This window comes from Stenotrophomonas sp. Ps181, from assembly GCF_025697425.1.
In the GTDB taxonomy this organism is placed as follows: Bacteria; Pseudomonadota; Gammaproteobacteria; order Xanthomonadales; family Xanthomonadaceae; genus Stenotrophomonas; species Stenotrophomonas sepilia.
Genome location: NZ_JAHWBI010000002.1, coordinates 385,833 through 411,217, shown reverse-complemented (window position 1 = coordinate 411,217; position 25,385 = coordinate 385,833). Strand labels below are relative to the sequence as shown.

Genomic DNA, 25,385 nt, shown 5'->3' with positions numbered 1-25,385 from the left:
TTGCCTGAACCCGAGTATCGCCGATCCGGGCAGGCGCTGACGTGACAGGTGGCCGCCGTGCGAAGATGCCAGGCGCTTCCCCCGATGCCCCCACTGGAGTGAGTCGATGAGTCGCGAGCGCGTTCCCCACCTGGTCGTTGTCGGCGGCGGTTTTGCCGGTCTCTGGGCCACCCGTGCCCTGGCCCGCGAGCGCATACGCATCACCCTGGTCGATCGCCGCAACCATCACCTGTTCCAGCCGCTGCTGTACCAGGTGGCCACCGCCGGCCTGTCCGCGCCGGATATCGCCGCACCGCTGCGCCACATCCTCGGCCACCAGCGCAATGTGGAAGTCCGCCTCGGCGAAGTGGTGGCCATCGACAAGCAGGCGCGGCAGATCCGCATGGCCGATGGCAGCACGCTGGACTACGACAGCCTGCTGCTGGCCACCGGCGCCACCCACGCCTACTTCGGCAACGATCAGTGGGCCGATGATGCGCCCGGCCTGAAGACGCTGGACGATGCCATCGCGCTGCGCCGCAAGCTGCTGCTGGCGTTCGAACGCGCCGAGGCCGAACCGGACCCGGCGAAGAAAGCGGCCTGGCTGAGTTTCGCCATCGTCGGTGGTGGTCCCACCGGTGTCGAACTGGCCGGCACCCTGGCCGAGATCGCGCGCCACACGCTGCGCAACGAATTCCGCCACATCGACCCGGCCAGCGCCAAGGTGCGGCTGGTCGAGGCTGGGCCGCGCGTGCTGTCCTCGTTCCCGGATGTGCTTTCGCTGAAGGCGCGCCGCCAACTGGAAAAGCTGGGTGTGGAAGTGCTGACCGGTACCCCGGTGAGCAACATCGACAGCCAGGGTTTCACGCTCGGTGACCAGTTCGTACCAGCGCGCACCGTGGTCTGGGCCGCCGGCGTGGCCGCTTCACCGCTGGCGCGCACGCTGGACGTGCCGCTGGACCGCGCCGGACGCGTGCCGGTGCAACCGGACCTGACCCTGCCCGATCACCCGGAGCTGTTCGTGGCCGGCGACCTGGCCGCGCTGAGCCAGGCCGACGGCAAGCCGGTCCCCGGTGTGGCACCGGCCGCCAAGCAGATGGGCAAATACGTGGCCAAGGTGATCCGCGCACGGCTGCACGGCACACCCGAGCCCGGTCCGTTCAAGTACGCGGACTACGGCAACCTGGCCACCATCGGCCGCATGGCCGCGATCGTGCACCTGGGCCGACTGCAGCTGTCGGGCGTGCTGGCGTGGTGGTTCTGGCTGGCCGCGCACGTGTTCTTCCTGATCGGCTTCCGCAACCGCATCGTGGTGCTGCTGAACTGGGCGGTCGCGTATTGGAGCTACCAGCGCAGTGCGCGCATCATCTTCGGTGATGACCGCGACGACCGGCGGCCGAAGCGCTAGGGCTGCACGCAGCGGGGTCGGATCCCTTTCCGCAGGAAAGGACTCTGACCCCGTCAACACCCTCCACGCATGGCGTGGATCTACCGGTTCATCGGGCCACCGGACACCCACCGTTTCGACCCGGTCCGGCAGAAGTCCTCCTTCCTCGCGGTGTCGGCAATCTGCGCGGCACTCCAATGCCGGGTGATCCAGATCGTCAATGCGGTACTACTGAGATGCCAGCGCAGCATGCCGCGCTGCGGTTGCCGCCACAGGTGGCGCCGGGCAATCCAGAAGGCCTCACGCTCAACTTCAGGCACCTTCTTCATCACGTCCTTGTCGAAGAACTGGGCGGTGAAGCGCCAGGGGTTCATCGCGTGGTATCCCGCCCGTGGCTCACTGCTGCACGCAGCCACACCACTGGGCACACGGTCGGCCGGCTTCGGCCGACCGCCTGCCAATGCCAGCCCGAGCAGGTACAGCAGGCCAGGCAACAGCGCGATGCCGGCGACCAGCACGACGACGGAGATCCATGCTTTGCCGGCGGCGCGCATCGTTCACGGCGCCTTCGGTTTCGGGTACCACAGCGACGACAATGACCGTCGGTCGTGCTGAAAAGCAAAGGTGGACATCCGGGTCTCCAGCGCTTGGCGCGGGGCGATCATCGCATGGCCCGGCAGCCCATCCACGCATGGCGTGGACCTACAGAATCCGGAGCCGAGCGTGGGCTCGGCTCTACAAAAGGCTGGAATCCGGCGCCTGCAGCCAGGCCAGCTTGCGCTCGCGCGGCTGCTGCTTGAGCTGCCACTCGGCGCGGGAGGCGGCGGCCCGGTCCGGGTATTCGCGCACGGCCAGCACGCGCAGCGGTGGCCGGGCCCGGGTGTAGCGCGCGCCCTTGCCGGCCTGGTGAGCGGCGAAACGCGCGTCCACGTCGGTGCTGATGCCGGCGTAATAGCTGCCATCGCGGCATTCGAGCAGGTACAGGAACCACGGGCGGAGGGACGGGGCCATGCCTGGATTATGCCGTGCTGCACTGCAGCGGATATACTGGCGCCCGAATGCAGGAGAGAGGCGCCGCGCTGGCGCCCGCCGAAGGCGCAGGCTCCCATGATCGCTCAGGCCGGTGGGCTGGAATCCCACCAACCATGCATTCGACTCGCCGAGCTGGAGAGAGGTCACCGGGCACGCCCGGGACGATCCGCCGAAGGGGCACGCGGCCCATGCCGCTGAACTCTCAGGCAAAAGGACAGCGGGAGCGGCACCGGTCATCGTCATCCCGTCATTGCGCAGGCAGTGGCGGTCGTCGCGCATGGCCGGCCCCACCGCGCCCGGAGCCTGTCCCATGCTGCTGTCCATCATCTACCTGATTGCCATTTCCGCCGAAGCCATGACCGGCGCACTGTCCGCCGGCCGCCGCCGCATGGACCTGTTCGGCGTGGTCATGATCGCCTGCGTCACCGCCCTCGGTGGTGGATCCCTGCGCGACATCCTGCTCGGCCACTACCCGCTGGGCTGGGTGAAGCATCCGGAGTACCTGGGCTTCACCGTATGCGCGGCGCTGATCGCCACCTGGGTGGCGCGCTGGATGCACCACTTCCGCCGCACGTTCCTGGTGCTCGACGGACTGGGCCTGATCGCCTTCACCCTGATCGGCTGCTCGATCGCGCGCGAAGCCGGCCATGCGATGCCGATCGTGCTGATCGCCGGCATGCTGACCGGCGCGTTCGGCGGCGTGCTGCGCGACATCCTCTGCAACGAAGTGCCGCTGATCTTCCAGAAGGAGCTGTACGCGATCATCGCGCTGCTGACCGGCGCCGCTTACCTGCTGCTGCTGCACTGGGGCGTGGCCGACGCCACCGCGATCCTGTGTTGCCTGGGCGGCGGCTTCGCGCTGCGCCTGCTGGCCATCCACTACCGCTGGGAAATGCCGAAGTTCGTGTACCACGACGAAGTGCATTGAGGTTCGCGTTCGCCTGGGGTTCCATGCTGGGCGCTGATCGACTGCACCACCCCGGCGATGTACCTGGCGCTGTCGCTCATGCGCAGCGCCAGGCGCATCGCCGGTGCGGACGGGCCGGTCTCCAACTCCGGCCGGCCCTGATCGCGGCCGCACCCCCGCAGGCGCTGGCCGCCATCCACACACGTGCCGCACTCAAGCGGCTTCGGACACCTTTACGTCGCGACGGGCACGCACGGCCGCAGCCAATCGCTCCAGCACCGTCACGGTGGTGTCCCAGTCGATGCAGCCATCGGTGATGCTCTGCCCGTAGACCAGCGGCTGGCCTTCCACCAGTTCCTGGCGGCCACCGACCAGATGGCTCTCGATCATCACGCCGACGATGCGCTGTTCGCCGTCTTCCATCTGATCGGCGATGTCGTCGATCACCTTCGGCTGGTTCTCCGGGTTCTTCAGGCTGTTGGCATGGCTGGCGTCGATCATCAGTCGCGCCGGCAGCTTGGCCTTGGCCAGCACCTGGCAGGCCTCAGCCACGCTGCCAGCGTCGTAGTTCGGTTGCTTGCCACCGCGCAGGATCACATGGCAATCCGGGTTGCCGGTGGTCGACACGATGGCGGTGCCGCCCTGCTTGGTGACCGACAGGAAATGATGCGGGTTGGATGCCGCACCCACCGCGTCGGCAGCGATCTTCACGTTGCCATCGGTGCCGTTCTTGAAGCCGACCGGGCACGACAGCCCCGAAGCCAGCTCGCGATGCACCTGGCTTTCGGTGGTGCGTGCGCCGATCGCGCCCCATGCCACCAGGTCGGCGATGTACTGCGGCGAGATCACATCGAGGAATTCAACACCGGCCGGCAGGCCGAGCTTGTTGATGTCGCGCAGCAGGCCGCGAGCAATGCGCAAGCCCTTGTCGATCCTGAAGCTGCCGTCCAGGTCCGGGTCGTTGATCAGGCCCTTCCAGCCCACCGTGGTGCGCGGCTTCTCGAAGTACACGCGCATGACGATTTCCAGCTCGCCAGCCAGCGCATCGCGCAGCGGCTTCAGGCGCTGGGCGTACTCGATGGCGGCCTTCGGGTCGTGGATCGAGCACGGGCCCACCACCACCGCCAGGCGATCGTCGCGGCCGTGCAGGATCTGGTGCAGGGCCGCGCGCGAGGCGCTGACGGTGTCGGAAGCTTCATCGTCACAGGGCAGCATCGCCAGCAGCTGGGCAGGCGGTGTCAGCGGTTCGATGGTGCGGATACGCAGGTCGTCGGTGTGCGGGGGCATTGCAGGAGATCTCCGGAACGTTGGGGGTCCCCAGCGTGGCGGCATGAAAAAAGCCGCCAGGTTCGCTGGCGGCTTTCGGGAATGCGTCTGAAGCTTTCTTCAGGGTGAGCGCAGTCCTTCCTCCGCCAGTGGCTTCGGAAAGTAATACCAGTAAAAGCGGGTAGCGGCTGCGTTCATGGGATCTATTGATAGCACAGCTTTTGCGCAGTGCAAAATGTTTCATCCGCAACTGGGGGCGCGGTTCAGTGATGCGCCTGCCCGCGCAGCCCACGCGGCGGCCGCCGTGCAACGTCGCTCATCTGCCATGCACTTCCACGTCCAGCAGCAGGCCTTCGTGGATGTCGGCCCAGCGCTCCAGCACGCGGTCCAGCTCCTGCCGGGCCTCGTCCAGCTGCTCGGGATTGAGCAGGGAACGGGCGGTGTAGAGATCGGACACCAGCCGGCGCAGTACCGCTTCGGGGATGGCCACCGAGGGCCCTTCCATCTGCGGCAGCTGCAGTGCCGGCGTATCGCCCTGCGGGCCGTACAGCGTTACCTGGAGCGTGCTCTGCATGATCGACTTCCCTGCGGATGGACATGGGCAATGTCCTGTTTACCGCGTCCGGGTGACAGGCGCATGTGCCATGCGCGTCCGGGTTGCCGCTACAAGGCGGCCAGATCGGCCAGGTGCTGGACCATCCCCTCGTCCGCGCCCAAGGCGTTGGTGGTGGTGAAGTACTGATGCCAACCGGTGGCGGCAATGCCGGCCACCAGGGCGTCGGCGTCCGCGCGGCTTGCACAGCGCCAGACCGCATAGAACTGCTCATCGCTGCCGTGCTGTACGCCCGTGGCAATGCGGCCCATCGCCAGCGGTGTGATGCGGACCGGATCGAACTGCCGCATGCCAGCACCGATGCGGGCGAAGAAGGCGGTGCGTTGGTCAGGCGGGAGCGCGGTCCAGGCCGGGGTGGCGGTGTAGAGCTCGATGAGGGTGTGGGACATGGAAGGTCTTCCTTGAGGTTGATGAGATTGCCGGCCAGCGGCCGGCACTACCGGAGCGAGCGCATGGCGCGTTTGCGGATGTAGGCATTGGCATCGCCAGGGTGCTGCTGTTGCCACCGCGCGCACAGCTCGCGCAGCCACTGCGGTTGAGTCTTGCCGGCATCGTTGAGCCAGTTCCCGACCGAGTCCTGCACGTAGCGCTCCGGGTCGTTGGCCATTGCTTCCAGCATCGGCAATGCGAGTTCTGGATGCTGCTTGAACAGCGCGATATGCGTGGACCACACGCCTCGTGGGCGCAGCGCTTCGCAGGCGAAGCGGCGCAGGTAAGGCGATGCTTCCTGCGTCCACATGTGCAGGTACTCAAGCGCCTGCAACGGTGCGGCAACGATGTCGCTGCGCAGCGCCAGCCATGCCCATTCGCGCACGCCGAAGTGCGGGTCGTCAGCCAGCGGACGCATCGCCCGCAGCTTGGCCGGCAGCGTCGCGCCGGCATCGCTGCCGATCAGGTAGCAGGCCCAGCCACGCACGGTGTCTGATGCGTGTGCCTGCCAGTGCGCGGGATCACCCTGCCCGGCTTCGCGCAGCAACCGCGCCGCCAGCGCCATGCGCTGGGTGATGCCCCTGCCGGAGGCGTCGCGCATACGTTGCAGCGCTTTCGGCTCGAGCGCAGGTGCCACCCCCTGTAACAGCGCGGCGAAATCCACTGCCAGGCATTCGGCCAGATGCGTGGCAGCGGCACCACCGCTGTTGAGTGCACGCAGCCGTTCCGCGGGAATGGGCGTGCTCATGCGGCGGCTTCCCGTCCGGTGTCCGTGTGCTGCCAGACCTTATGCAGCAGCTGTGACAGCTGCTGCCGTTCATCAGCATCCAGGCCGTTGAACAGGCCGCTGATCCATTGTGTGTGCTGCTCGAACAGCGACTCGGCCAAACGCTTGCCCGGTGCGGTCAATACGATCTGCAGACGACGGCCATCCTCGTCATCGCTGCGACGCTGCAGCAGGCCTTCGCGCTGCAGGCCATCGAGCAGGCCGCTGATGGTGGCCCGGGTCACGCCAGCGCGCTCGGCCAGCGCGTGCGGCGCCAGTGCGCCGCCGGCCCCGTGCAGCAGGAACAGCACGATGAAGCGACCCTCGCTGAGCCCGTGCGGTGCCAACCGTGCAGCGCAGTCGCGATCGATCGACGAGGACAACGAGAGCAGCTGGAAGCACAGGCGCAGCTGCGCGATGTTGGCGTGGCCGCGCCGCTGCGCTTCCTCCAGCAACGCCTGATGCTTGGCTTCGATCATCCTTCCCTCGCAGTATGATTAGGCGCCTAATCATATGGCGGAATGACCAGTGGAGGCAAATCGGAGTTGACTCAGGAAGTGCGTCCCAGCAGCAGCCGCGCGACCAGCCCCCCGCCCTCGCGGTGCAGCAGCTGAAGTTCGCCCGCGTGGCGCTTCGCCACGTTGGCAGCCACGGCCAGTCCAAGTCCGGCGCCCCCGGTGGCGCGGCTACGTGAGCCCTCGCTACGCTGGAACGGTTGCAGCAGGCGTGCGCGATCGATCTCGGCGATGCCGGGGCCGCGGTCCATCACGTCCAGCTGAACCCCGTCACCCGCCATGGCGACCGACAGCTCCACGGCGCCCGCGTAGCGCTCGGCGTTGTCGATGAGATTGTCGACCGCGCGCCGGAGCAGCAGCGCATCGCCATGCCACGGCAACGTATCCGGGCCCTGAAGGGAAATGTCGACCCCGCGCAGCAGCGCCGCCTGCACGCACTCCTCCAGCAGCGCTGAAAGATCCAGCATGCGCATCTGCAACGGCTGCAGCTCACCGCGTGCGTAGTCGAGCACCTGCTCGATCATCGTATCCATGCGCTCGATGTCTGCCACCATCCTGGCGGCCTGTGGCGCGGGAGCGAACTCGGCGCGCAGGCGCAGGCCGGTCAAGGGCGTGCGCAGGTCATGCGCCACTGCCGCCAGCATATGCGTCATGTCCCGTGCCTGGGCGCGCAGGCGTTCGCGACCGGTGCTGATCGCTGTGGCCAGTACCTGCACTTCGCGTGGACCGTCATCAGGCAACGGCGTTTCAGCCTGCAGGTCGACACGTGCGCTGGCTTCAGCCAGGCGTCGCAGCGGGCGCCCCAACCGGATTGACGCCCACGCCGCCAGAGGTGCCAGCAGGATCGCACCGCCCAGCAGGGCGAGCATCACCTGGCGGCGCCAGGCCGCCAGATCACTGTGGTCGCTGCCGACCACCCGCCATCGGCCATCGGCTTGCCGCATCCCCAGTTCGAACGGCGGCCACTGCATGGCGGTCAGCAACGCGGCCTGCGATTTCAGCACGCCAGCACGAGCGGAGGCGTCCAGTACCGCGCCACCCTCGATGACCTGCACATCGGGCGCCCTGCCCTGCCCCGTCCACACCAGGCGCACATTCCCGGCCGGCAGGTCCATCTGCACCGCCGCCAACTGGGTGAGCCAGTCGCTGGCGCTGCCCCGGGGCGGCGCGTCCTGCGTCGACATATGCAATCCCAGTGGCGCCGGCGCCTGTTCCCCACGCAGCACCTGCATCGCATGGTCCAGCCGCATCGGTGGCGGCGCGGGCCGGGGCATCCAACCCACTACCGCAACGCTGACCAGGGTTGCCAGCAGCAGGCTGGTCAAGGCCAGCATCGCGATCCAGCGGGTGGTCGACCACCGGCTGCTCACAACACCCCTACCTCCGCGTTGAAGCGGTACCCTTCGCCGCGCAGTGTCTGCACAAGGGCTTCAGCGCCGGACGCGGCCTGCCCGAGCTTGCGGCGCAGGCGGCTGATCGCAAGGTCGACGGCACGGTCCACGCTGTCACTGGCTTCTCCGCGACTCAACTGCAGCAGCTGTTCGCGCGCCAGCACCCGCCCGGGACGTTCAGCCAGTGCCAGCAGCAGGGAGAATTCACCGCGGCTCAGCACCAGTTCGGCACCATCCGGCGCGAACAGGCGACGCTGGTCAGGCAGCAATCGCCAGCCATCAAACCGCAGCTCGCTGGCCACCTGTGCGCGCAGCTTGTCCTGCCTGCGCAGCAGCGCGCGTACCCGCGCCAACAGCTCGCGCGGGTCAAACGGCTTGGCCAGGTAGTCGTCCGCGCCCATCTCCAGGCCGATCACGCGATCCGGCGCGGCCCCCATCGCCGACAGCATCAGGATCGGGATCGCCCGCGCCTGCAGCCGGCGGCAAACCGACAGGCCATCCTCACCGGGCATCATCCAGTCGAGGATGATCAGGTCAGGACGTTCAACCTGCAGCAACACGTCCAGCGCTGTTGCATCCGCCGCCACACGCACCTGGTAGCCGTGCAGCAGCAGGTGGTCGGCGATGGCGTCACGAATGCTGGCATCGTCATCGACGACGATGACGCGGATGGGAGTGTTCATTCCCCCAGTATCCCGCACCTGTGTATCAGGACGGTATCAATGCCGATATCGCGGTGATACGCCGCTGCGCGCCAATGGTCGCCCACGATCACTGCGGAGTCTTCCCTTGCGCCTGTTCCTGCTGCCCCTGTTCGCCATCCCCTTGCCGGCGCTCGCCTCCGATGCCGCCGAGCACGTCCTGCCGATGTGGATGCAGGGCGGTCATCCGGCAGTGGCCGTCTCGCTGGACGGGCGTTCAGAGCCGCTGCGCTTCGTGGTCGACAGTGCCGCCGGGGCAACCCTGGTCGATGCACGCGTAGTGCGGCGCTATGGTTTGCAGGATGCGGAAGCGGCAGTGTCGCAGGCCCAGGGCGCGAGCGCGAAGGCGGCGCGGTTGCAGCGCATGCGCAGCACAGCATGGCAGCTGGGCAGTTGGCAATTGAAGGCCAGTGGCATGCAGGTCGACCTGTCATCGCTGGCGGAGGGTGATGATCCGGCCATTGACGGCTTGATCGGCAACGATCTGACCGGGCGCTGGGACACCCGTTGGGACTTCGGCCGCAATCAACTGGCGCTGTGGACAGCCGGCGGCCTGGACCTGAAAGGACCGGGTTGCCAACCCAATGCGCTGCCCAGCCGCGATGACAGCCTGCGCCAGTTCGGCTTCATCACGCTTGCCTTGGGTACGCCCGGCGTGGACGCCATCGCCGTGGTCGACACCGGTGCCGCGCAGACCGTCCTCAACGCCGAAGCAGCCCGCGCACTGGGCCTGCGCACCGACGGCAGCGATGCTCGGGTGCGTGCACGTGAAAAGGGCACCGAGGGGCTGGGTGGCGGTGCACAGGCAACCTGGCTGTACACCCTGCCCGGCATGACCGGCAGCGGCTGGCGGCACCCGCCGATGGAGGTCCGGATCAGCGAACTGCCGGTGTTCAGGGCGATCGGCCTGGAGGCGCGACCGGCTTTGATCCTCGGTGCCGACGCGATGCGCGGTGGCCAGGTGGACATCGGTGCGGGTGCCGCGCGGATCTGCCTGCGCCGACCCGGCTGACGTCCGGCGCATGACGGCGGGACCTGGCAGGCGTAGCATCGCGCCACGTCCTGCCAGGAGTTCCACGCATGCGCCGTGCTGTCCTGCTGTTGCTGACGCTGCTCCCGCCGGCCGTGCTGGCCGCGCCGCCGCCGCTACCCTCGCCCGCGCGCATCGATGCCGAAGCACAGCGGCTGATGCAGGCGGCCCATGCGCGCGGGATGGCGCTGGCGGTGATCGATGGCGGCAAGGTGGTACACGTGGCCGCCTACGGCGAACGCAACGCCGCAGGCGAGCCGCTGCGCACCGATACCGTGATGTACGCCGCCTCGCTGACCAAGATGGCGTTCGGCCACGTGGTCGCACAGCTTGCCCAGGACGCGCGGATCGCGCTGGACGCCAGCATCGCCACGGCGCTGGACAAGCCGCTGCCGGACTACCCGCCAGAGCCGAAGAAGTACGCCGACTACAGCGTACTGGCCGATGATGCGCGCTGGCGCCGGCTCACCCCGCGCCTGCTGCTCAACCATTCCAGTGGCTTCGCCAACTTCGGGTTCCTGGAACCCGATGGCCGCCTGAAGTTCCACTTCGATCCCGGCAGTCGTTACGGGTATTCCGGCGAAGGGCTGATCCTGTTGCAGTTCGTGATCGAGCGTGGACGGCTGGGCCAGGACGTGGGTGCATTGATGCAGCGGCAGGTATTCGACCGCTTCGGCATGGTCCGCACCAGCATGATGTGGCGTGAGGATTTCGCCGCCAACCTGGCCGATGGCTGGACTGCGGAAGGCACGGCCGAGCCGCACGATGAACGCAGCCGCGTGCGTGCGGCCGGTTCGATGGACACCACCATCGCCGACATGGCGCGCTTCGCCGCCGGCTATGTCCGCGGCGATGGGCTGTCGCCTGCAATGCGCAGGGAACTGGTGCGGCCGCAGCTGCCGATCACCACCGCCAGCCAGTTCCCAACGCTGCAGCCGGAGCTGCCCGCGGCGCAGCGACGCCAGGATCTGGCCGCGGGCCTGGGCGTGGTGACGTTCCGCGGCCCGCAGGGCGCAGGCTTCTACAAGGGCGGCCACGACGATGCGGTCGGCAACACGCTGGTGTGCATCGAACAGCACAAACGCTGCGTGGTGATTCTGGGCAACGATGTACGGGCGGAAGCTGCGTTCCCGGCACTGGTGGCATTCGTGCTGGGCGATACCGGCGTGCCGTGGCAGTGGGAGTATGGCGCGGCGAAGGTATTCGTCGAATGAGGGTGCGATCACGCGTGCATGGCGAATGCGGCCAGGGCGAGCATCCACGCCATGCGTGGATGGCACTCCTCATCGCGCCTGCTCGAAGAACATCAGGTACACCAGCCGGCCATTCTCTGGCCGATCACCGAACGCTGGCCCGGCGGTGTGCCAGAACCAGGGCCGCAGCAGCACCAGCCGGTTGAAGCGCATCGGAATGCGCATGGTCATTTCCCACTGGCTGTCGTCGTTGCTGTCGCGCTCGATGATGTCGCGATGCATGTCACCGCCGTTGGCGTAGCCCAATGCGGCCAGCTCCGCCGCATCCAGGGCCATGCGTTCGGTGCCGGTACGGCGGTGGCGGAAGAACTCGGTGCCGCCCTCGCAGTGCTCCGGTGCACTCAGGTAGAGAATGCCCGACCAGTGCGAGCGGTCGGCGTGTACCTTGGCGCGGCCGGTGTCGCCGGCAAGGGTAAGGCGGAACTTGCCGTGCGACTGCGGCGGGTTGACCGGCCGCAGCGGTTCGTTGACCAGTCGCGAGACCGCGCCGGACAGTCCATCCAGGTCCAGCCGCTGCTGTGAATTGCGGCCGGGGAATGCGCCCTCCTGAACGGGATAGTCCAGGCCCAGTGCCGCCTGGCGCAACCCTTGCGCATCGGCGGGAGAAAGGAAGTCGTCAACGACGATGAACGAGGTAGGCATGGTCACCGAGCGTAGCGATGCACTGCGGCGACGGCAACCGGGCAACAAAAAACCCCGCCTTGCGGCGGGGTTCTTCTTTAGATCACATCGGGAAGGCGTGCCGACCGAGGCCGGCAACGACCGCCGGAGGCGTGGACTTAGAAGTCCATGCCGCCCATGCCGCCCATGCCACCCATGCCACCAGCGCCGCCCATGGCCGGCTCGTCCTTCTTCGGAGCTTCGGCAACCATGGCTTCGGTGGTGATCATCAGGCCGGCGATCGAGGCCGCGTTCTGCAGGGCCGAGCGGGTCACCTTGGTCGGGTCCAGGATGCCGAACTGCAGCATGTCGCCGAACTCGCCGGTGGCCGCGTTGTAGCCGAAGCTGCCGGTGCCTTCCTTGACCTTGTTGATGATGACCGACGGCTCGTCGCCGGCGTTGGCCACGATCTCGCGCAGCGGGGCTTCCATCGCACGCAGGGCGATCTGGATGCCGTGGTTCTGGTCTTCGTTGGCACCCTTCAGGCCGGCCAGCGCGGTGATCGCGCGGACCAGGGCGACGCCGCCGCCCGGAACCACGCCTTCTTCAACGGCCGCACGGGTGGCGTGCAGGGCGTCGTCGACGCGGTCCTTCTTTTCCTTCATTTCGATTTCGGTCGAGGCGCCGACCTTGATCACGGCAACACCGCCGGCCAGCTTGGCCACGCGTTCCTGCAGCTTCTCGCGATCGTAATCCGAGGAGGTGTCCTGGATCTGGGTCTTGATCTGCGCCACGCGTGCATCAACGTTGGCCTTGTCGCCGACGCCGTCGATGATGGTGGTGTTCTCCTTGGAGACCTGCACCTTCTTGGCGCGGCCCAGGTCCTTGATGGTGGCCTTTTCCAGCGAGAGGCCGACTTCTTCGGAGATCACGGTGCCGCCGGTCAGCACGGCCATGTCTTCCAGCATCGCCTTGCGACGGTCGCCGAAGCCCGGGGCCTTGACGGCCACGACCTTGACGATGCCACGGATGGTGTTGACCACCAGGGTCGCCAGCGCTTCGCCTTCGACTTCTTCGGCGACGATCAGCAGCGGCTTGCCGGCCTTGGCGACGCCTTCCAGCACCGGCAGCAGGTCACGGACGTTGGAGATCTTCTTGTCGTGCAGCAGGATGAACGGGTCATCCAGGTCAGCGGTCTGCGACTGCTGGTTGTTGATGAAGTACGGCGACAGGTAGCCGCGGTCGAACTGCATGCCCTTGACCACGTCCAGCTCGTTGTCCAGGCCCGAGCCTTCTTCAACGGTGATGACGCCTTCCTTGCCGACTTCCTTCATCGCGTCAGCGATGATCTGGCCGATCGACTCATCCGAGTTCGCCGAGATGGTACCGACCTGGGCAATCGCCTTGTCGTCGGCGGTCGGCTTGGAGATGTTCTTCAGCTCGGCGACGGCAGCCGAAACGGCCTTGTCGATACCGCGCTTGAGGTCCATCGGGTTCATGCCGGCGGCAACGGCCTTGGCGCCTTCGCGGATCAGGGCCTGGGCCAGCACGGTGGCGGTGGTGGTGCCGTCGCCGGCATCGTCGTTGGTGCGCGAAGCAACTTCCTTCACCATCTGCGCGCCCATGTTCTCGAACTTGTCAGCCAGTTCGATTTCCTTGGCGACGGAGACGCCGTCCTTGGTGATGGTCGGGGCGCCGAAGCTCTTTTCCAGCACGACGTTGCGGCCCTTCGGGCCCAGGGTGGCCTTGACGGCATTGGCGAGAACATTGACGCCGCGCACCATGCGCGAACGGGCGTCTTCACCGAAACGAATATCCTTGGCAGCCATTGCATTTACCTCATTGGTAGCGCCGGACGATGCCCGGCGGCTGGGAGTCTGGGATCAGGTTGAAACAGGTCGCGCCGGGGCTCAGCCGATGACGGCGAGCACGTCGTCTTCGCGCAGGACCTTGTATTCGACGCCTTCGCTCTTGTACGAACTGCCGGCGTACTGGCCGTAGATGACCTTGTCGCCGACCTTCAGCGACGGCGCGCGCACGTTGCCGTTGTCCAGCGGCTTGCCCGGGCCGACGGCCACGACCTCACCCTTGGTGGACTTTTCCTTGGCCGAGTCGGGGATGACGATGCCACCGGCGGAGATTTCGTCGGCTTCGATCGGCTTGACCACAACGCGGTCGTGCAGCGGCTTGATGCTCATAAGAGACCTCTTAAGTGATTGATTGGTCTAAAAAAGTCCGGCGATGTTAGCACTCACCCCAGGCGAGTGCCAGAACCGCACGTGAAGAAACCCGACAACGTCGGGAGCAGGGCAGAGATGGAGCCCCGCCGCCCCCTTTCAAGGGCGGAACTAAAAAAAATTTTCCCGCCCGCGCGCCTCGCCCAAGGCGTCGGTCCTGGACAATTTCGGTGACAAGCGTCGCACTGTCAGATATCTGACGTTCATTTACGACAAAGTGTCACTGGATCGGCCTTAGGCTCGGTCAGGCATTCCCAATCACAAGGAGCCGTCGATGCGATTGCTGTCCCCGCTTGCCGCCGCCTGCCTGCTGGCGCTGGCCACTGCGCCGGTCCAGGCCGAGGTCTTCATCAATGAACTGCACTACGACGACAGCACCGCCGCCGGTGACGTCGGCGAAGCGATCGAGGTCGTAGCCACTGCCGGTGAGGACCTGTCCGGCTACCGCCTGTACCTCTACAACGGCAGCAATCCGTCGGCCGCCACCGTCTATGCCAACAATCCGGTCCCGGCCGGCACCGCCGCCGGCTGCGGCAGCGCCACCATCGCCGTGGTCAACTATCCGACCAACGGCATCCAGAATGGTCCGAACGACGGCATCGCCCTGGTCGATGCCAGCGGCAAGGTGGTCCAGTTCCTCAGCTACGAGGGCGCCATCACCGCCTCCGGTGGCCCTGCCGCCGGCATGACCAGCCAGAACATCCCGGTGGCCGAAAGCAACAGCACGGGGCCGGGTACGTCACTGCAGCTGACCGGCAGCGGCAGCCAGTACACCCACTTCACCTGGGCCGATTCGGCCGGCCAGACCTTCGGCAGCTGCAACAACGGCCAGACCTTCAGCGGCGGTGGCACGCCAGGCCCGAACACGCCGCCGTCAGTCTCCACCACCACCCCGGCGCAGGGCAGCAGCACCTTCCCCGCTGCCGCCGACCTGGAAGTGGTGTTCAGCGAGACGGTGAACCTGGCCAGTGGCGCCTTCGCCCTGAGCTGCGGCACCTCCGGCACCGTGCCGCTGACCTTCCCGGCCAGCGGCCGCAGCGTGAAGCTGTCCACCAATACCGCGCTGGTGGCTGGTGAAGCCTGCCGCTTCGACATCCGCGCCGCGCGCATCACCGACCTGCAGGGCGCGCATCCGGCCGCCGACAGCCGCATCGCCTTCACCGTGGCCAGCACCGGCGGCAATCCGGACCCGGGCAACCCGGGCGTGCCGGCCGGCTACTACTCCAGGGTCAACACCAGCAGCCCCAGCCAGCTGCGCTGCTCGCTGCACGCCACCATCAAGGGCCATACCGCCTACCCGTACAGCGGCTCGGGCACCAGCACCTGGACCATCCTGGAAATCGCCGACGAGGATCCGAACAACCCGAACCGCATCCTCGATGCCTACCGCAACCGCAGCTACGCCAAGGTCAGTGACCGTGCGGGCACCGGCAGCGGCCTGACCTACAACCGCGAGCACACCTGGCCGAACTCGCTGGGCTTTGCCACCACCACCGGTGACAAGGGCCTGCCCTACGCGCCGTACACCGACACCCACATGCTGTACCTGACCGACGCGCAGTGGAACGCCGACCGTGGCAACAAGCCGTTCGGCAAGTGCGATGCCAGCTGCGGCGAGCGTGCCACCGAAGCCAACAACGGCCAGGGCGGCGGCAGCGGCGGCTATCCGGGCAACTCCAACTGGGTGCGCACGCCGGACGGCAACACCGGCACCTTCGAGGTGTGGGGCAAGCGCAAGGGCGACATGGCGCGTGCGGTGATGTACATGGCGATCCGCTATGAGGGCGGCAAGGATGCGGCCACCGGTCAGTCCGAGCCGGACCTGGAGCTGACCGACGACCGCAGCAAGATCGTCAAGACCAGCAGTTCGCCGGCCTACATGGGCCTGCTGTCGACGCTGATCGACTGGCACCTGTCCGATCCGCCGGATGATGCCGAGCGTGCCCGCAATGACGTGGTCTACAGCTTCCAGGGCAATCGCAACCCGTTCATCGACCACCCCGAGTGGGCGACCCCGGCCCTGTTCACCTCGGCCAAGCCAGCCACCTGCCAGCTGGCCAACTGACCGCGCAACGCTGCGGTCTACTGCCGCCGCCGGGCCCTGACCCGGCGGCGGCCCTATACTCGACGGTCATGCCGACCGTCGATCCCGTCCTGCTGCTGTTGACCACCTGCCCGGACCGGGCCAGTGCCGAGCGCATCGCGCACGCGCTGGTCGGCGAGCGCCTGGCCGCGTGCGTGACCCGCCTCGATGGCGCGCAGTCCACCTACCGCTGGCAGGGCGAGGTGACCACCGATGCCGAGCTGCAGTTGCTGGTAAAGACCACCGCGAGCCGCGTCGATGATGCAATCGCCCGGATCGTCGAACTGCATCCGTATGAACTCCCGGAGTGCATCGCGGTCGAAACCCGGGCCGGCCTGCCGGCGTATCTGGACTGGATCCGGGCACAGACCCGGGAGGACACTGATTGAAGACTCTGTTTGCGCGTGGCGCCGCCTTGTGCGCCCTGTTGTGGCTCTCGCTGCCCGCCTTGGCCCTGGATGAGAAGGACCTGCTGCCGGTGGACCAGGCGTTCGCGCTGACCGCCATCGCCCCCGAACGGGGCCAGGTGCAACTGCAGTTCAAGATCGCACCGGGCTACTACCTGTATCGCCACCGCACCAGCGTCAAGGCGGATCCGGCCTTCAATGCCGGCGCGCTGCAGATGCCCAAGGGTGACAGGCACCACGATGATTTCTTCGGCGAAGTCGAAACCTATCGGGAGCGCCTGCAGGCCACCCTGCCCGGCACGCCGACGGACGCCGCCGGCACCATCAGCCTGGAAGTACGCTACCAGGGCTGCGCCGATGCCGGCGTCTGCTACCCGCCGCAGAAGCGCGTGGTGCAGGTCACGCTGCCCGGCGGGGCTGTGGCGTCCACTGCGCCTCCCGCGCGCAGCGGTGCGGCCAGCCCGTTCAACAACCCGCTGGCCGGTGCCGGCAACAGCGGTGGCCTGCGCCTGCCGGGCGCGGCCAACAACAGCCAGGCGCTGCCGCTGCCGTCGGAACAGGCGTTCGGCTTCGATGCCATCGCCAGCGACGGCAACACCCTGCTGCTGCGCTTCAGCCCGGCACCCGGCTACTACCTGTACCGCGACCGCACTTCGCTGAAGCTGGAAGGCAGCGCCGGCGTGCTCGCCGACAAGCCGCGCTGGCCGGCCGCGCAGTCGCATCGCGACGAGCACTTCGGCGATGTCTCGGTGTACTTCAACCAGGTGGAAGTGCCGCTGCCGCTGCGCCGCACCGTCACTGATGCGGTCGACAGCACCCTGGTGGTGACCTTCCAGGGCTGCCAGACCGATGGTATCTGCTACCCGCCGATGACCCGTCGGGTGAAGCTGTCGATTCCGGCCGGCAAGCTCAACGCCGGCACCGGCCAGGCGCCAGTGCACGAGGAACCCGTCAATGCGCTGCGCGCTGCCGGTGCGCCGCGTGAATCCGCCAGTGGCCTACCGCTGCGCCTGCTGCCGACCGTACCCAACGACGGCAACGCCACTCCCGCCGCCACGGGCGGCCAGGGCGCAGGCAACGAGTTCGCCACCGACGCGCGTGGTGACAATGCGCTGCGCACGCGTCCGCCGGCGACCACCCCGAACCCGGACCGTTCGTTCGTCTGGGTGCTGCTGCTGGCGCTGGCCGGTGGCCTGGTACTGAACCTGATGCCCTGCGTGCTGCCGATCCTGTCGCTGAAGGTGCTGAGCCTGGCGCAGAGTGGCGAGAGCCCCGAGCGGGCGCGCAGTCATGCCCTCTGGTACACGCTGGGCGTGCTGGTCGCCTTCGCGGGGATCGGCGCGCTGATGGTGGGCCTGCGTGCGATCGGCAACGCCGTCGGCATCGGCTTCCAGCTGCAGCACCCGGGCGTGGTGGCGGCACTGGCCTACATCATGTTCGCGGTGGGCCTGAGCCTGTCCGGCGTGTTCACCCTCGGCGGCGGCATCGGCAACCTTGGCCAGTCGCTGGCCAGCCGCAGCGGCCCGGCCGGTGACTTCTTCACCGGTGCGCTGGCCTGCGTGGTCGGCAGTGCCTGCGTCGGCCCGTTCATGGGCGGTGCGATCGCCTACGCCTTCATTGCCCCGCCGCTGAAGGCGATGACCGTGTTCCTGTTCCTCGGCCTGGGCCTGGCGCTGCCGTTCCTGCTGATCGGCTTCGTGCCAGCGCTGGCCCGCCGCCTGCCCAAGCCCGGCCCGTGGATGGAAACGCTCAAGCACGTGCTGGCCTTCCCGATGTACGCCACTGCGCTGTGGCTGCTGTGGGTGCTGGGCAAGCAGCGCGGCGTGGACGGCATGGCGCTGGTGCTGGGTGGCCTGCTGCTGTTCGCGTTCGGCCTGTGGCTGTTTGAACGCAACCGCTGGACCGGCTCGCGTGCGGTGACCCTGCTCGGCGTGCTGCTGGCGATCGGTGCGCTGGTTCCGGCCTGGGGCGTGACCCAGCTGGCACCGCCGGCGAGGGCCGCACAGGCCGCCAGCGACAACGTGGTCGAGTATTCGCCGCAGCTGCTGGACCGCCTGCGCGCCGACAACCGCGTGGTGTTCGTCAACATGACCGCCGACTGGTGCGTGAGCTGCAAGGCCAACGAACGTGCGGTGCTGTCACGGCCGGAGTTCAAGGAACTGCTCAAGCGCACCAATGCGGTGTACATGCGCGGTGACTACACCAACGTCGACCCGCAGATCACCACGTTCCTGGAAGAGCACAAGGCGGTGGGCGTACCGCTGTACGTGGTGTACGGCCCCGGCGCGCCGCCGACCGTGCTGCCGACCCTGCTGACCCAGGCGGTGGTCGAGGAAGCGCTGCTGCGCACCGCACGATGAAGTGGCAACGGCCAGCGCTGCTGTGGACAGCGGTGCTGGCCGCCGGCCTCGGCCTGTGGGCCGGGCATCGATTGGCACCGGCGCCGACTGCGCGTGAGGCCATGCCAGGCGCGTCTGTTGTGGCGGCGGCACCCGCCCTGCAGGTCGGCGACAGCCTGCCCGCGTTGTCGCTGCCCGATCTTGAAGGCCGGCCCTTGGACCTGCGCCAGCACGCTGCCGGTCGCCCACTGTTGATCAATGTCTGGGCCAGCTGGTGCGCGCCCTGCGTGGAAGAGATGCCCGAACTGGCGCGCTTCGCCGCCACCCAGGGCGACAACGGCGTGCAGGTACTGGGCCTGGCATTGGACACCGCGGACGGTGTGCGCGGATTCCTGCAGCGGATACCGGTGGATTATCCGATCGTGGTCGAGACGCCAGGGCCACGCGATGCCAGCGTACAGCTGGGCAATACGCAGGGGCTGCTGCCCTACAGCGTGTTGTTCGATGCACAGGGACGGCTGGTGAAGGCGAAGCTGGGGCCGTTTGCCCACGGCGAGATCGACGGCTGGGCGAAGTGAGGGTGTTTTTTGCAGGGCTTGCAGCCCTGCACCCTGCTCAATGCAACGGCAACAGCCAAAGCCAAAGCGGGCATTCCGTGGGTTGGCGGGGCGGTGTCGGAGTGCGGGGACGCTGCAAGTACGTCGCTGTAAGCTTGGCAGCCGCATCCATGCGGCTGACACCCCGCACTCCGACACCGCCCCACCTCTGACAGTTCGCGGCTGTTGGTAGGTGTCGACCTTGGTCGACACATCTGTCAGATATCGATATTCAGAACGGAATCAGACCCCGTGCCGACCAACGGTCGGCACCCACCAAAGCAGAACGCCGTTCCGACAGATCGCAGGAAACTGTCGAAGGCGGGGTGGGTCCGGTTGAGGGGGTGTCCGCGGCATGGATGCCGTGACCAAGGCTACAGGGACGTACTTGCGCCGTCCCCCGCAACCGGACCCACCCCGCCTCCTCACAGGAAACCCGCTGTTGCTTCGGCTGTTGCTTCTAAGGTTGCCGGCCAGCGGCCGGCACTACCGCGGGTGCCGGGTGCCGCCCGGCCGGTACCTCCAGCTTGACCGCAGCCGGGGCGCCACGGAGAATTACGCGACTAATTCTCATTTGCTGTTGCGCAGGATGCGGGCGGCAGCCTCCCGGGCCCTCCTTCTTCGATGTTCAAGAACGTCCTGTTCCAACTGCACTGGCTGCTGGGCATCACCGCAGGTGCCGTCCTGGCCGTGATGGGCCTCAGTGGCGCCACGCTGTCCTTCGAGGACGAACTGCTGCGCGCCGCCAATCCCGGCTTCGCCGAGATCGCCGAGCACCATGCCGACGGACAGCCTCCCCTTGCACTCAGTGAGCTGGTGCCGCTGCTGCAGGCCGGCAGCGAACGCCCCCTGCAACGCCTGCGTATCGATGCCACCGGACAGCGGCCGTCGGTCGCGCGCTTTGCCGGGGGCAGGGAACACTGGGTGTACTTCGACCCGTACAGCGGTGAGCGCTTCAGCGCCCTGCGCGGCCAGGCGTTCTTCGACTTCGTCGAGGACCTGCATCGCCACCTTGCCGCGGGCGAACGCGGCAAGTGGATCACCGGCAGCTGTGCCATCGCCCTGCTGTTCTTCACCCTGTCCGGGCTCTACCTGCGCTGGCCACGACGCTGGTGGCACTGGCGCAGCTGGCTGGCAGTGGAGTGGAAACGCAGCGGACGCGGCTTCCTGTGGAGCCTGCACTCGGTCGTCGGCACCTGGGTGCTGCTGATCTACCTGATGAGTGCGCTGACCGGCCTGTGGTGGTCGTTCGACTGGTATCGCAGCGCGGCCAGCACGCTGCTGGGCGTCCCACCGGCGGCCAAGCACCAGGTTGCCACCGATGCGTCGCTGGACCTGCACCGCATTGAAGCCACGCTGTACGCGCTGCCGGGCGTGCGCGCCGGCTTCATTGACCTACGCCTGCCGGAGAAGCCCGGGCAGGCACTGAATGTTCGGGTGATGGCCGGTGATCCGTCGCAGCGCGGCGGCCACCATGATCGTGCGCACGACCTGCTGCAGCTCGATCCGGCCAGCGGTGCCGTTCTGGATGCCCGTCCGTACGCACGCCAGGGCGCGGGCGGACAGTTGGCCACCAGTGTGTTCGCGCTGCATTCGGGCAGCTACTTCGGTGTGCCCGGGCGCGTGGTGGTGATGCTCAGCAGCCTGGGCATGAGCCTGTTCTTCATCACCGGCTGGATGCTGTACCTGGACCGCCGCCGCAGCCAGCGTGCGGCGCGAGGGCTGCGCCAGGCGCTGCCGATGCCGGCCAGCGATGCCGGCAACGCCGCGTGGCTGGTGGTGCATGCCAGCCAGAGCGGACTGGGCGAACAGCTGGCGTGGCGCGCGGCGGCACAGCTGCAGGCGGCCGGCCATGCGGTGCAGGTGCTGCCGCTGGCGCGCATCGATGCCGCGCTCCTGCTGCGTGCATCGAGCGCGCTGTTCGTGCTGAGCACCTTCGGCGACGGCGAGCCGCCCGACGCCGCCCGGCGCGCAGCGCGGCAGTTGCTGGCACAAGCGCTGGACCTGTCGCGCCTGCAGTTCGGCCTGCTCGCGCTGGGCGACCGCCAGTACCCGCATTACTGCGGCTTCGGCCGCCAGTTCGATGGCTGGCTGATCGGCAACGGCGCGCGCCCGCTGTTCGAGCGTATCGATGTCGACGCCGCTTCGGTGCCGGCACTGCGCCAATGGCAGCAGCAGCTGGGTACGCTCACCGGCATCGTCACCGATGACAGCGTGCTGCCTGCGGCTACGCAGATGCATGCGTGGCGCCTGCTCGGCCGCGACCGCCTCAACCCGGGCAGCGTGGGCGGAGCCATCTGGCGTATCCGTCTTGCCGCACCGGCCGACGTGCAGTGGCAGGCGGGTGACATCCTGCACATCGCGCCCCGCCACAATGCGCAGCATGCCGGTGCCGTGTTGAAGGCGCATGGGCTGGATCCGCTGCAGCCACTGCTGGTCGATGGCCATCCGCGCACGCTGCTGGCGCTGGCCAGTGAACGCGAGCTGCCCGAGGCCGATGCTGCGCTGGCGGTGCAGGATGCCTGCCTGTGGCTGGCCGGGCTGCCGCTGCTGCCCAGCCGCGAGTATTCGATCGCCTCCTGCACGGATGATGGCGTGGTGGAGCTGGTGGTGCGGCTGGTGCATGACACCGCCGGTCGCGCCGGGTTGGGCTCGGGCTGGCTGTCGTTGCATGCGCCGATCGATGCCGGCATCGTCGCCCGCGTGCATCGCAACCCCGGTTTCCATCGCGTCATTGGCGCGCCGATGGTGCTGATCGGCAACGGCACCGGCATCGCCGGGCTGCGCAGCCTGTTGCGCGAAGCCGCCCGTGCAGGCGAGCACGGACACTGGCTGTTGTTCGGTGAACGCCAGCGTGCGCACGATTTCCTGTTCGCCGACGAGATCGAAGCGTGGCAGGCCGATGGCCATCTCGCGCGGGTGGACCTGGCGTTCTCGCGCGATGGTGACGGCGGTTATGTGCAGGATCGCCTGCAGGCGGCCACCGGAACACTGCGCGACTGGATGCAGCGCGGTGCGGTGATCCATGTCTGTGGCTCGTTGCAGGGCATGGCCGAAGGCGTGGACCAGGTGCTGCGAACCGCGCTGGGTGATGAAGCGGTGGAAACGCTGCTGGAGAACGGGCGCTACCGCCGCGACGTGTATTGATTCCTGCCGCCGAACGCTGGTGTGAGCCGAGCATGGGCTCGGCTCTACAGTGTTCGTGCAGCCGATGCAGCGCCGAGCCCACGCTCGGCTGACTAGGCCGCCGCGCGCGCCTGAGGTGTCGACTGCAACCGGAACGCGCCCACCGCTTCAGCCAGGGCACGCACCTGGACCTGCATCTGCGCCGTGGAGGCACCGGCCTCTTCCACCAGGCTGGCGTTGCGTTGGGTGCTGGCTTCCATCTGCACGATGGTCTGGTTCACCTGTGCGATGCCGGCATGCTGGTCCTGCGACGCACTGCGGATACCCGCCAGCAGGTCGGCCAGCTGCTGCACGCTGCCGACGATCTCGCCCATCGTGGTGCCGGCCTGTTCGGCCTGCTGGTTGCCCTGTCCCACACGCGCCACCGAATCCTCGATCAGGCCCTTGATCTGCTTGGCCGCCTCTGCGCTGCGTTGTGCAAGCAGGCGCACTTCCGCGGCCACCACGGCGAAACTGCGGCCCTGCTCACCGGCACGCGCCGCTTCCACCGCAGCATTCAGCGCGAGGATGTTGGTCTGGAAGGCGATGCCGTCGATCAGCTGGGTAATGTCGCCGATCCGCCGCGACGCCTCGCTGATGCGCTGCATGGTCGCCACCACCTGGCCGACGGCCTCGCCACCGCGCTGCGCCACCGCAGCCGCACCCTTGACCAGCGCGTCGGCACGGCCTGCGGCATCAGCATTGCGACCGACCGTATCGGTCAGTTCGTGCATGGAAGCGGCGGTCTCTTCCAGGTTGGCGGCCTGCTGCTCGGTGCGCTGTGACAGATCTTGATGACCGGCAACGATCTCGCCAACGCCGCTATCGAGACGGGAGGTGGCGTGCTGGATGCGGGTGACGATGCGGCCCAGCTGCGCGACCGTCGCGTTGGCATCATCGCGCATGCGCGCGAACACGCCCTGCAGCTCACCCTCCATGCGCACGCTGAGGTCACCACGGGCCAGCGCGGCCAGCAATGCCTGCAGGTCGCCGAGGTTGGTTTCAAACGTCGCCAGCAGGCGGTTGATGCTGGTCGACAACGTGCGCACGAAGCCCTGCTTGCCGTCCAGCGTGATGCGACCGTGCAGGTCGCCGTGTGCTGCAGCATCGACCAGGGCAGCGACCTCGGTTTCCAGCAGGGTCTCCAACGCACGACTACGCCATTCCACCGCTACGCCGAGGAATTGCCCTTCGTCGATGACGGGGTTGGCAATCAGCTGGTAGCGCGTGCCGGCATGGCCGATCTCGCGCTCTTCGCGCTGGCGCACGCCGGCCAGGCTGACCAACGCCGGATGCAGGCGTACCGCGTCGCTGCCCACCAGATCCTGGTCCCGGAGGTCCAGCTGCTCCAGCAGCGCCGGATTGGCGTACGCCACCAGGCCTTCTGCATCGATCACCATCAAACCGGTCTGCGCACTGTCCAATGCCTGGCGCACCCGGGTGTTGCCGCGCGCCACGGCACGCTCGGTCTCGATACGCGCGCGCAGGCGCTGCTGCATGTCGACCAGGCGCTGGGCCAGCTGGCCGATCTCGTCGTTGGCGTTGTAGACGCGCAGGGTGGTGTCCAGGCGGTCGTCAGCGATGTCGCTGGCGAAGCGCAGGGTGTCATGGATCGGCTGGCGCACTGCACGCAGCACCAGCACGAGGCTGGTGATCAGCACACCGGCGACCAGCAGCACGGTCAATGCAAACAGCACGCTCATGGTGCGCGCACCAGCCTGCTGGCGGGCCTGGGCACGGGCCAGTGCCGCGACCTGTGCCTGCTGGAATGCGGCCAGCGCAGGCGCTACACCCGCAGCGGCATCCAGCAGCGACTGCGCTTCCACATCCAGGCCGACACGGGCAGCGGTATACCCAAGCAACGCGGCCTGATACGCCTCCATTCCGGTGCGCAGGGTGTCCTGCGCATCCGCGGGCAGGCCCGCCAGCGCGAGATCGAACGGCAGCTTTTCTTCGCTGGCGCGGTCGGCGTGGGTGGAGTCACCGTCGAGCAGCAGCAGCGCCTCCTGCCGACGCATCTTCTGCAGGGACAACGCCAGCGCATCCCGCTGCTGCGCATCCACCTGCCCCTGCAGCGTGTCTGCAGCCTGTTGCAGCTGCGCGGCGAGGCCGGCCTCACCACGGCCCATCTCGTCGACCCGTTCGAACAGGGCAGCCACACCCTGCGAGAACGCGCCTGCAGCTTCGGTCAGCGCTTGCAGGGCCTTGCGCCGGCCGGCATCCATCGGCATCGCGCGCAGCACCTGCAGGTCGCTCTGCAGCGCTTCCTGCACGGCCAGCAGCTGGTCGCGATCGGCATCGTCGAAACTGCGTGCATACTGGATCTGCAGGCGGCGCGCTTCGGCCACCCGCGTGGCCAGGCGCGCGGCCAGATCACTGCCGCGCTGGTAGCTGGCCTGGCTGCGCGCAGCCTGCGTGTTGGCATGCCCGGTCCAGGCATAGACGGCGGCGATTGCGACCAGTCCCAAGCCACAGACCCACAAGGTCGCCTTGAGCTTGTTGGCTACGCTCAGCCGATGCGGTTGCAGCCACGGCAGCAGGCCGGAGGACGCCGGGCGCAGCGCCGCAAGCCGCGTGCGCAGGGACCGGAGGTGGAGGACAACGGCCGACATGACAGACTCCAGGCAGAAGGACGCACCTGTATCGGCCGGATTCAAGGCAACTTTAGAGCATTCGTCGTCCTGGCCCA

The 25,385-nt window shown here is 67.7% G+C and carries 22 protein-coding genes and 2 riboswitches; of the genes, 9 read left to right on the top strand and 13 right to left on the bottom strand.

Features of this window, described 5'->3' with window-relative positions:
* The first annotated feature begins 106 nt into the window (after positions 1–106).
* Entirely contained in the window at positions 107–1,387 is a 1,281-nt protein-coding gene (locus KXV01_RS05505) for an NAD(P)/FAD-dependent oxidoreductase (RefSeq protein ID WP_164283245.1), read from the top strand.
* Positions 1,388–1,467: 80 nt separating this feature from the next.
* Here KXV01_RS05505 and KXV01_RS05500 read toward each other — a convergent pair whose 3' ends face one another.
* Positions 1,468–1,920 (bottom strand): hypothetical protein, encoded by a 453-nt coding sequence (locus KXV01_RS05500; protein WP_099494885.1) that lies wholly within the window; start codon positions 1,918–1,920, stop codon positions 1,468–1,470.
* 181 nt (positions 1,921–2,101) lie between these two features.
* Positions 2,102–2,377 (bottom strand): GIY-YIG nuclease family protein, encoded by a 276-nt coding sequence (locus tag KXV01_RS05495; protein WP_049411861.1) that lies wholly within the window; start codon positions 2,375–2,377, stop codon positions 2,102–2,104.
* Positions 2,378–2,417: 40 nt separating this feature from the next.
* Positions 2,418–2,507: riboswitch (glycine riboswitch) on the top strand.
* Between the two features lie 13 nt (positions 2,508–2,520).
* Positions 2,521–2,624, top strand: a riboswitch (glycine riboswitch).
* Between the two features lie 84 nt (positions 2,625–2,708).
* Here KXV01_RS05495 and KXV01_RS05490 point away from each other — a divergent pair.
* The gene (locus KXV01_RS05490; RefSeq protein WP_005411215.1) at positions 2,709–3,326 is read left to right on the top strand and encodes a trimeric intracellular cation channel family protein; all 618 of its coding nucleotides are present in this window, start codon (positions 2,709–2,711) and stop codon (positions 3,324–3,326) included.
* A gap of 192 nt (positions 3,327–3,518) precedes the next feature.
* On the opposite strand, the gene KXV01_RS05485 is transcribed toward KXV01_RS05490, so the two are convergent.
* The 7 genes from KXV01_RS05485 to KXV01_RS05455 all read right to left on the bottom strand — a co-directional run bounded on the left by KXV01_RS05485 (position 3,519) and on the right by KXV01_RS05455 (position 8,968).
* A complete protein-coding gene (locus KXV01_RS05485; protein ID WP_180880619.1) occupies positions 3,519–4,592 on the bottom strand; it encodes a 3-deoxy-7-phosphoheptulonate synthase in 1,074 nt (357 codons plus the stop codon).
* 295 nt (positions 4,593–4,887) lie between these two features.
* On the bottom strand, positions 4,888–5,145 hold the full coding sequence (locus KXV01_RS05480) for a hypothetical protein (protein WP_049411856.1): 258 nt from the start codon (positions 5,143–5,145) through the stop codon (positions 4,888–4,890).
* Between the two features lie 89 nt (positions 5,146–5,234).
* Positions 5,235–5,573 (bottom strand): DUF6616 family protein, encoded by a 339-nt coding sequence (locus tag KXV01_RS05475; RefSeq protein WP_049411852.1) that lies wholly within the window; start codon positions 5,571–5,573, stop codon positions 5,235–5,237.
* Positions 5,574–5,620: 47 nt separating this feature from the next.
* Positions 5,621–6,361, bottom strand: a complete 741-nt coding sequence (locus KXV01_RS05470; RefSeq protein ID WP_049411850.1) for a DNA alkylation repair protein — start codon at positions 6,359–6,361, stop codon at positions 5,621–5,623.
* Entirely contained in the window at positions 6,358–6,858 is a 501-nt protein-coding gene (locus tag KXV01_RS05465; protein WP_049411847.1) for a MarR family transcriptional regulator, read from the bottom strand. Before KXV01_RS05465 ends, KXV01_RS05470 begins: the two co-directional genes overlap by 4 nt.
* Before the next feature lie 71 nt (positions 6,859–6,929).
* On the bottom strand, positions 6,930–8,228 hold the full coding sequence (locus tag KXV01_RS05460; RefSeq protein WP_263467626.1) for an ATP-binding protein: 1,299 nt from the start codon (positions 8,226–8,228) through the stop codon (positions 6,930–6,932).
* Between the two features lie 32 nt (positions 8,229–8,260).
* A complete protein-coding gene (locus tag KXV01_RS05455; protein WP_061478145.1) occupies positions 8,261–8,968 on the bottom strand; it encodes a response regulator transcription factor in 708 nt (235 codons plus the stop codon).
* A 106-nt stretch (positions 8,969–9,074) separates the two neighbouring features.
* Between KXV01_RS05455 and KXV01_RS05450 the strand changes: the two genes are divergently transcribed.
* Positions 9,075–9,998 (top strand): pepsin/retropepsin-like aspartic protease family protein, encoded by a 924-nt coding sequence (locus KXV01_RS05450; protein ID WP_263467545.1) that lies wholly within the window; start codon positions 9,075–9,077, stop codon positions 9,996–9,998.
* 68 nt (positions 9,999–10,066) lie between these two features.
* The gene (locus tag KXV01_RS05445) at positions 10,067–11,230 is read left to right on the top strand and encodes a serine hydrolase domain-containing protein (protein WP_049411836.1); all 1,164 of its coding nucleotides are present in this window, start codon (positions 10,067–10,069) and stop codon (positions 11,228–11,230) included.
* Between the two features lie 69 nt (positions 11,231–11,299).
* On the opposite strand, the gene KXV01_RS05440 is transcribed toward KXV01_RS05445, so the two are convergent.
* The 3 genes from KXV01_RS05440 to KXV01_RS05430 all read right to left on the bottom strand — a co-directional run bounded on the left by KXV01_RS05440 (position 11,300) and on the right by KXV01_RS05430 (position 14,067).
* Complete coding sequence (locus KXV01_RS05440; RefSeq protein ID WP_049411833.1) at positions 11,300–11,911, bottom strand: DUF6445 family protein; 612 nt, start codon at positions 11,909–11,911, stop codon at positions 11,300–11,302.
* Between the two features lie 137 nt (positions 11,912–12,048).
* On the bottom strand, positions 12,049–13,698 hold the full coding sequence (gene groL, locus KXV01_RS05435) for a chaperonin GroEL (RefSeq protein ID WP_005411226.1): 1,650 nt from the start codon (positions 13,696–13,698) through the stop codon (positions 12,049–12,051).
* A gap of 81 nt (positions 13,699–13,779) precedes the next feature.
* Positions 13,780–14,067 (bottom strand): co-chaperone GroES, encoded by a 288-nt coding sequence (locus KXV01_RS05430; protein WP_005411227.1) that lies wholly within the window; start codon positions 14,065–14,067, stop codon positions 13,780–13,782.
* A gap of 313 nt (positions 14,068–14,380) precedes the next feature.
* Between KXV01_RS05430 and KXV01_RS05425 the strand changes: the two genes are divergently transcribed.
* From KXV01_RS05425 to KXV01_RS05405, 5 genes are all read left to right on the top strand, one after another.
* Positions 14,381–16,171 carry an endonuclease gene (locus KXV01_RS05425; RefSeq protein ID WP_049411829.1) on the top strand — a complete coding sequence of 597 codons (1,791 nt, stop codon included), beginning with the start codon at positions 14,381–14,383 and terminating at the stop codon, positions 16,169–16,171.
* 68 nt (positions 16,172–16,239) lie between these two features.
* Positions 16,240–16,578, top strand: coding sequence for a divalent-cation tolerance protein CutA (gene cutA / locus KXV01_RS05420; RefSeq protein WP_005419675.1), 339 nt, complete (start codon positions 16,240–16,242; stop codon positions 16,576–16,578).
* A complete protein-coding gene (locus KXV01_RS05415) occupies positions 16,575–18,956 on the top strand; it encodes a protein-disulfide reductase DsbD domain-containing protein (RefSeq protein WP_111096387.1) in 2,382 nt (793 codons plus the stop codon). The genes cutA and KXV01_RS05415 overlap by 4 nt, the downstream gene beginning before the upstream one ends.
* Positions 18,953–19,513 carry a TlpA disulfide reductase family protein gene (locus tag KXV01_RS05410; protein ID WP_049411820.1) on the top strand — a complete coding sequence of 187 codons (561 nt, stop codon included), beginning with the start codon at positions 18,953–18,955 and terminating at the stop codon, positions 19,511–19,513. Before KXV01_RS05415 ends, KXV01_RS05410 begins: the two co-directional genes overlap by 4 nt.
* Positions 19,514–20,155: 642 nt before the next feature.
* Complete coding sequence (locus KXV01_RS05405) at positions 20,156–22,678, top strand: sulfite reductase flavoprotein subunit alpha (protein ID WP_099485515.1); 2,523 nt, start codon at positions 20,156–20,158, stop codon at positions 22,676–22,678.
* A gap of 92 nt (positions 22,679–22,770) precedes the next feature.
* Here the strand turns inward: KXV01_RS05405 and KXV01_RS05400 are convergent, their stop codons facing one another.
* A complete protein-coding gene (locus KXV01_RS05400; RefSeq protein WP_111096650.1) occupies positions 22,771–25,308 on the bottom strand; it encodes a methyl-accepting chemotaxis protein in 2,538 nt (845 codons plus the stop codon).
* Between the last annotated feature and the right edge of the window lie 77 nt (positions 25,309–25,385).

Bases quoted from the DNA above. Each gene is read 5' to 3' on its own strand.
- KXV01_RS05505 (WP_164283245.1), top strand. From the start codon at position 107: ATGAGTCGCGAGCGCGTTCCCCACCTGGTCGTTGTCGGCGGCGGTTTT.
- KXV01_RS05500 (WP_099494885.1), bottom strand. From the start codon at position 1,920: ATGCGCGCCGCCGGCAAAGCATGGATCTCCGTCGTCGTGCTGGTCGCC.
- KXV01_RS05495 (WP_049411861.1), bottom strand. From the start codon at position 2,377: ATGGCCCCGTCCCTCCGCCCGTGGTTCCTGTACCTGCTCGAATGCCGC.
- KXV01_RS05490 (WP_005411215.1), top strand. From the start codon at position 2,709: ATGCTGCTGTCCATCATCTACCTGATTGCCATTTCCGCCGAAGCCATG.
- KXV01_RS05485 (WP_180880619.1), bottom strand. From the start codon at position 4,592: ATGCCCCCGCACACCGACGACCTGCGTATCCGCACCATCGAACCGCTG.
- KXV01_RS05480 (WP_049411856.1), bottom strand. From the start codon at position 5,145: ATGCAGAGCACGCTCCAGGTAACGCTGTACGGCCCGCAGGGCGATACG.
- KXV01_RS05475 (WP_049411852.1), bottom strand. From the start codon at position 5,573: ATGTCCCACACCCTCATCGAGCTCTACACCGCCACCCCGGCCTGGACC.
- KXV01_RS05470 (WP_049411850.1), bottom strand. From the start codon at position 6,361: ATGAGCACGCCCATTCCCGCGGAACGGCTGCGTGCACTCAACAGCGGT.
- KXV01_RS05465 (WP_049411847.1), bottom strand. From the start codon at position 6,858: ATGATCGAAGCCAAGCATCAGGCGTTGCTGGAGGAAGCGCAGCGGCGC.
- KXV01_RS05460 (WP_263467626.1), bottom strand. From the start codon at position 8,228: ATGCTGGCCTTGACCAGCCTGCTGCTGGCAACCCTGGTCAGCGTTGCG.
- KXV01_RS05455 (WP_061478145.1), bottom strand. From the start codon at position 8,968: ATGAACACTCCCATCCGCGTCATCGTCGTCGATGACGATGCCAGCATT.
- KXV01_RS05445 (WP_049411836.1), top strand. From the start codon at position 10,067: ATGCGCCGTGCTGTCCTGCTGTTGCTGACGCTGCTCCCGCCGGCCGTG.
- KXV01_RS05440 (WP_049411833.1), bottom strand. From the start codon at position 11,911: ATGCCTACCTCGTTCATCGTCGTTGACGACTTCCTTTCTCCCGCCGAT.
- groL (WP_005411226.1), bottom strand. From the start codon at position 13,698: ATGGCTGCCAAGGATATTCGTTTCGGTGAAGACGCCCGTTCGCGCATG.
- KXV01_RS05430 (WP_005411227.1), bottom strand. From the start codon at position 14,067: ATGAGCATCAAGCCGCTGCACGACCGCGTTGTGGTCAAGCCGATCGAA.
- KXV01_RS05425 (WP_049411829.1), top strand. From the start codon at position 14,381: ATGCGATTGCTGTCCCCGCTTGCCGCCGCCTGCCTGCTGGCGCTGGCC.
- cutA (WP_005419675.1), top strand. From the start codon at position 16,240: ATGCCGACCGTCGATCCCGTCCTGCTGCTGTTGACCACCTGCCCGGAC.
- KXV01_RS05410 (WP_049411820.1), top strand. From the start codon at position 18,953: ATGAAGTGGCAACGGCCAGCGCTGCTGTGGACAGCGGTGCTGGCCGCC.
- KXV01_RS05405 (WP_099485515.1), top strand. From the start codon at position 20,156: ATGTTCAAGAACGTCCTGTTCCAACTGCACTGGCTGCTGGGCATCACC.
- KXV01_RS05400 (WP_111096650.1), bottom strand. From the start codon at position 25,308: ATGTCGGCCGTTGTCCTCCACCTCCGGTCCCTGCGCACGCGGCTTGCG.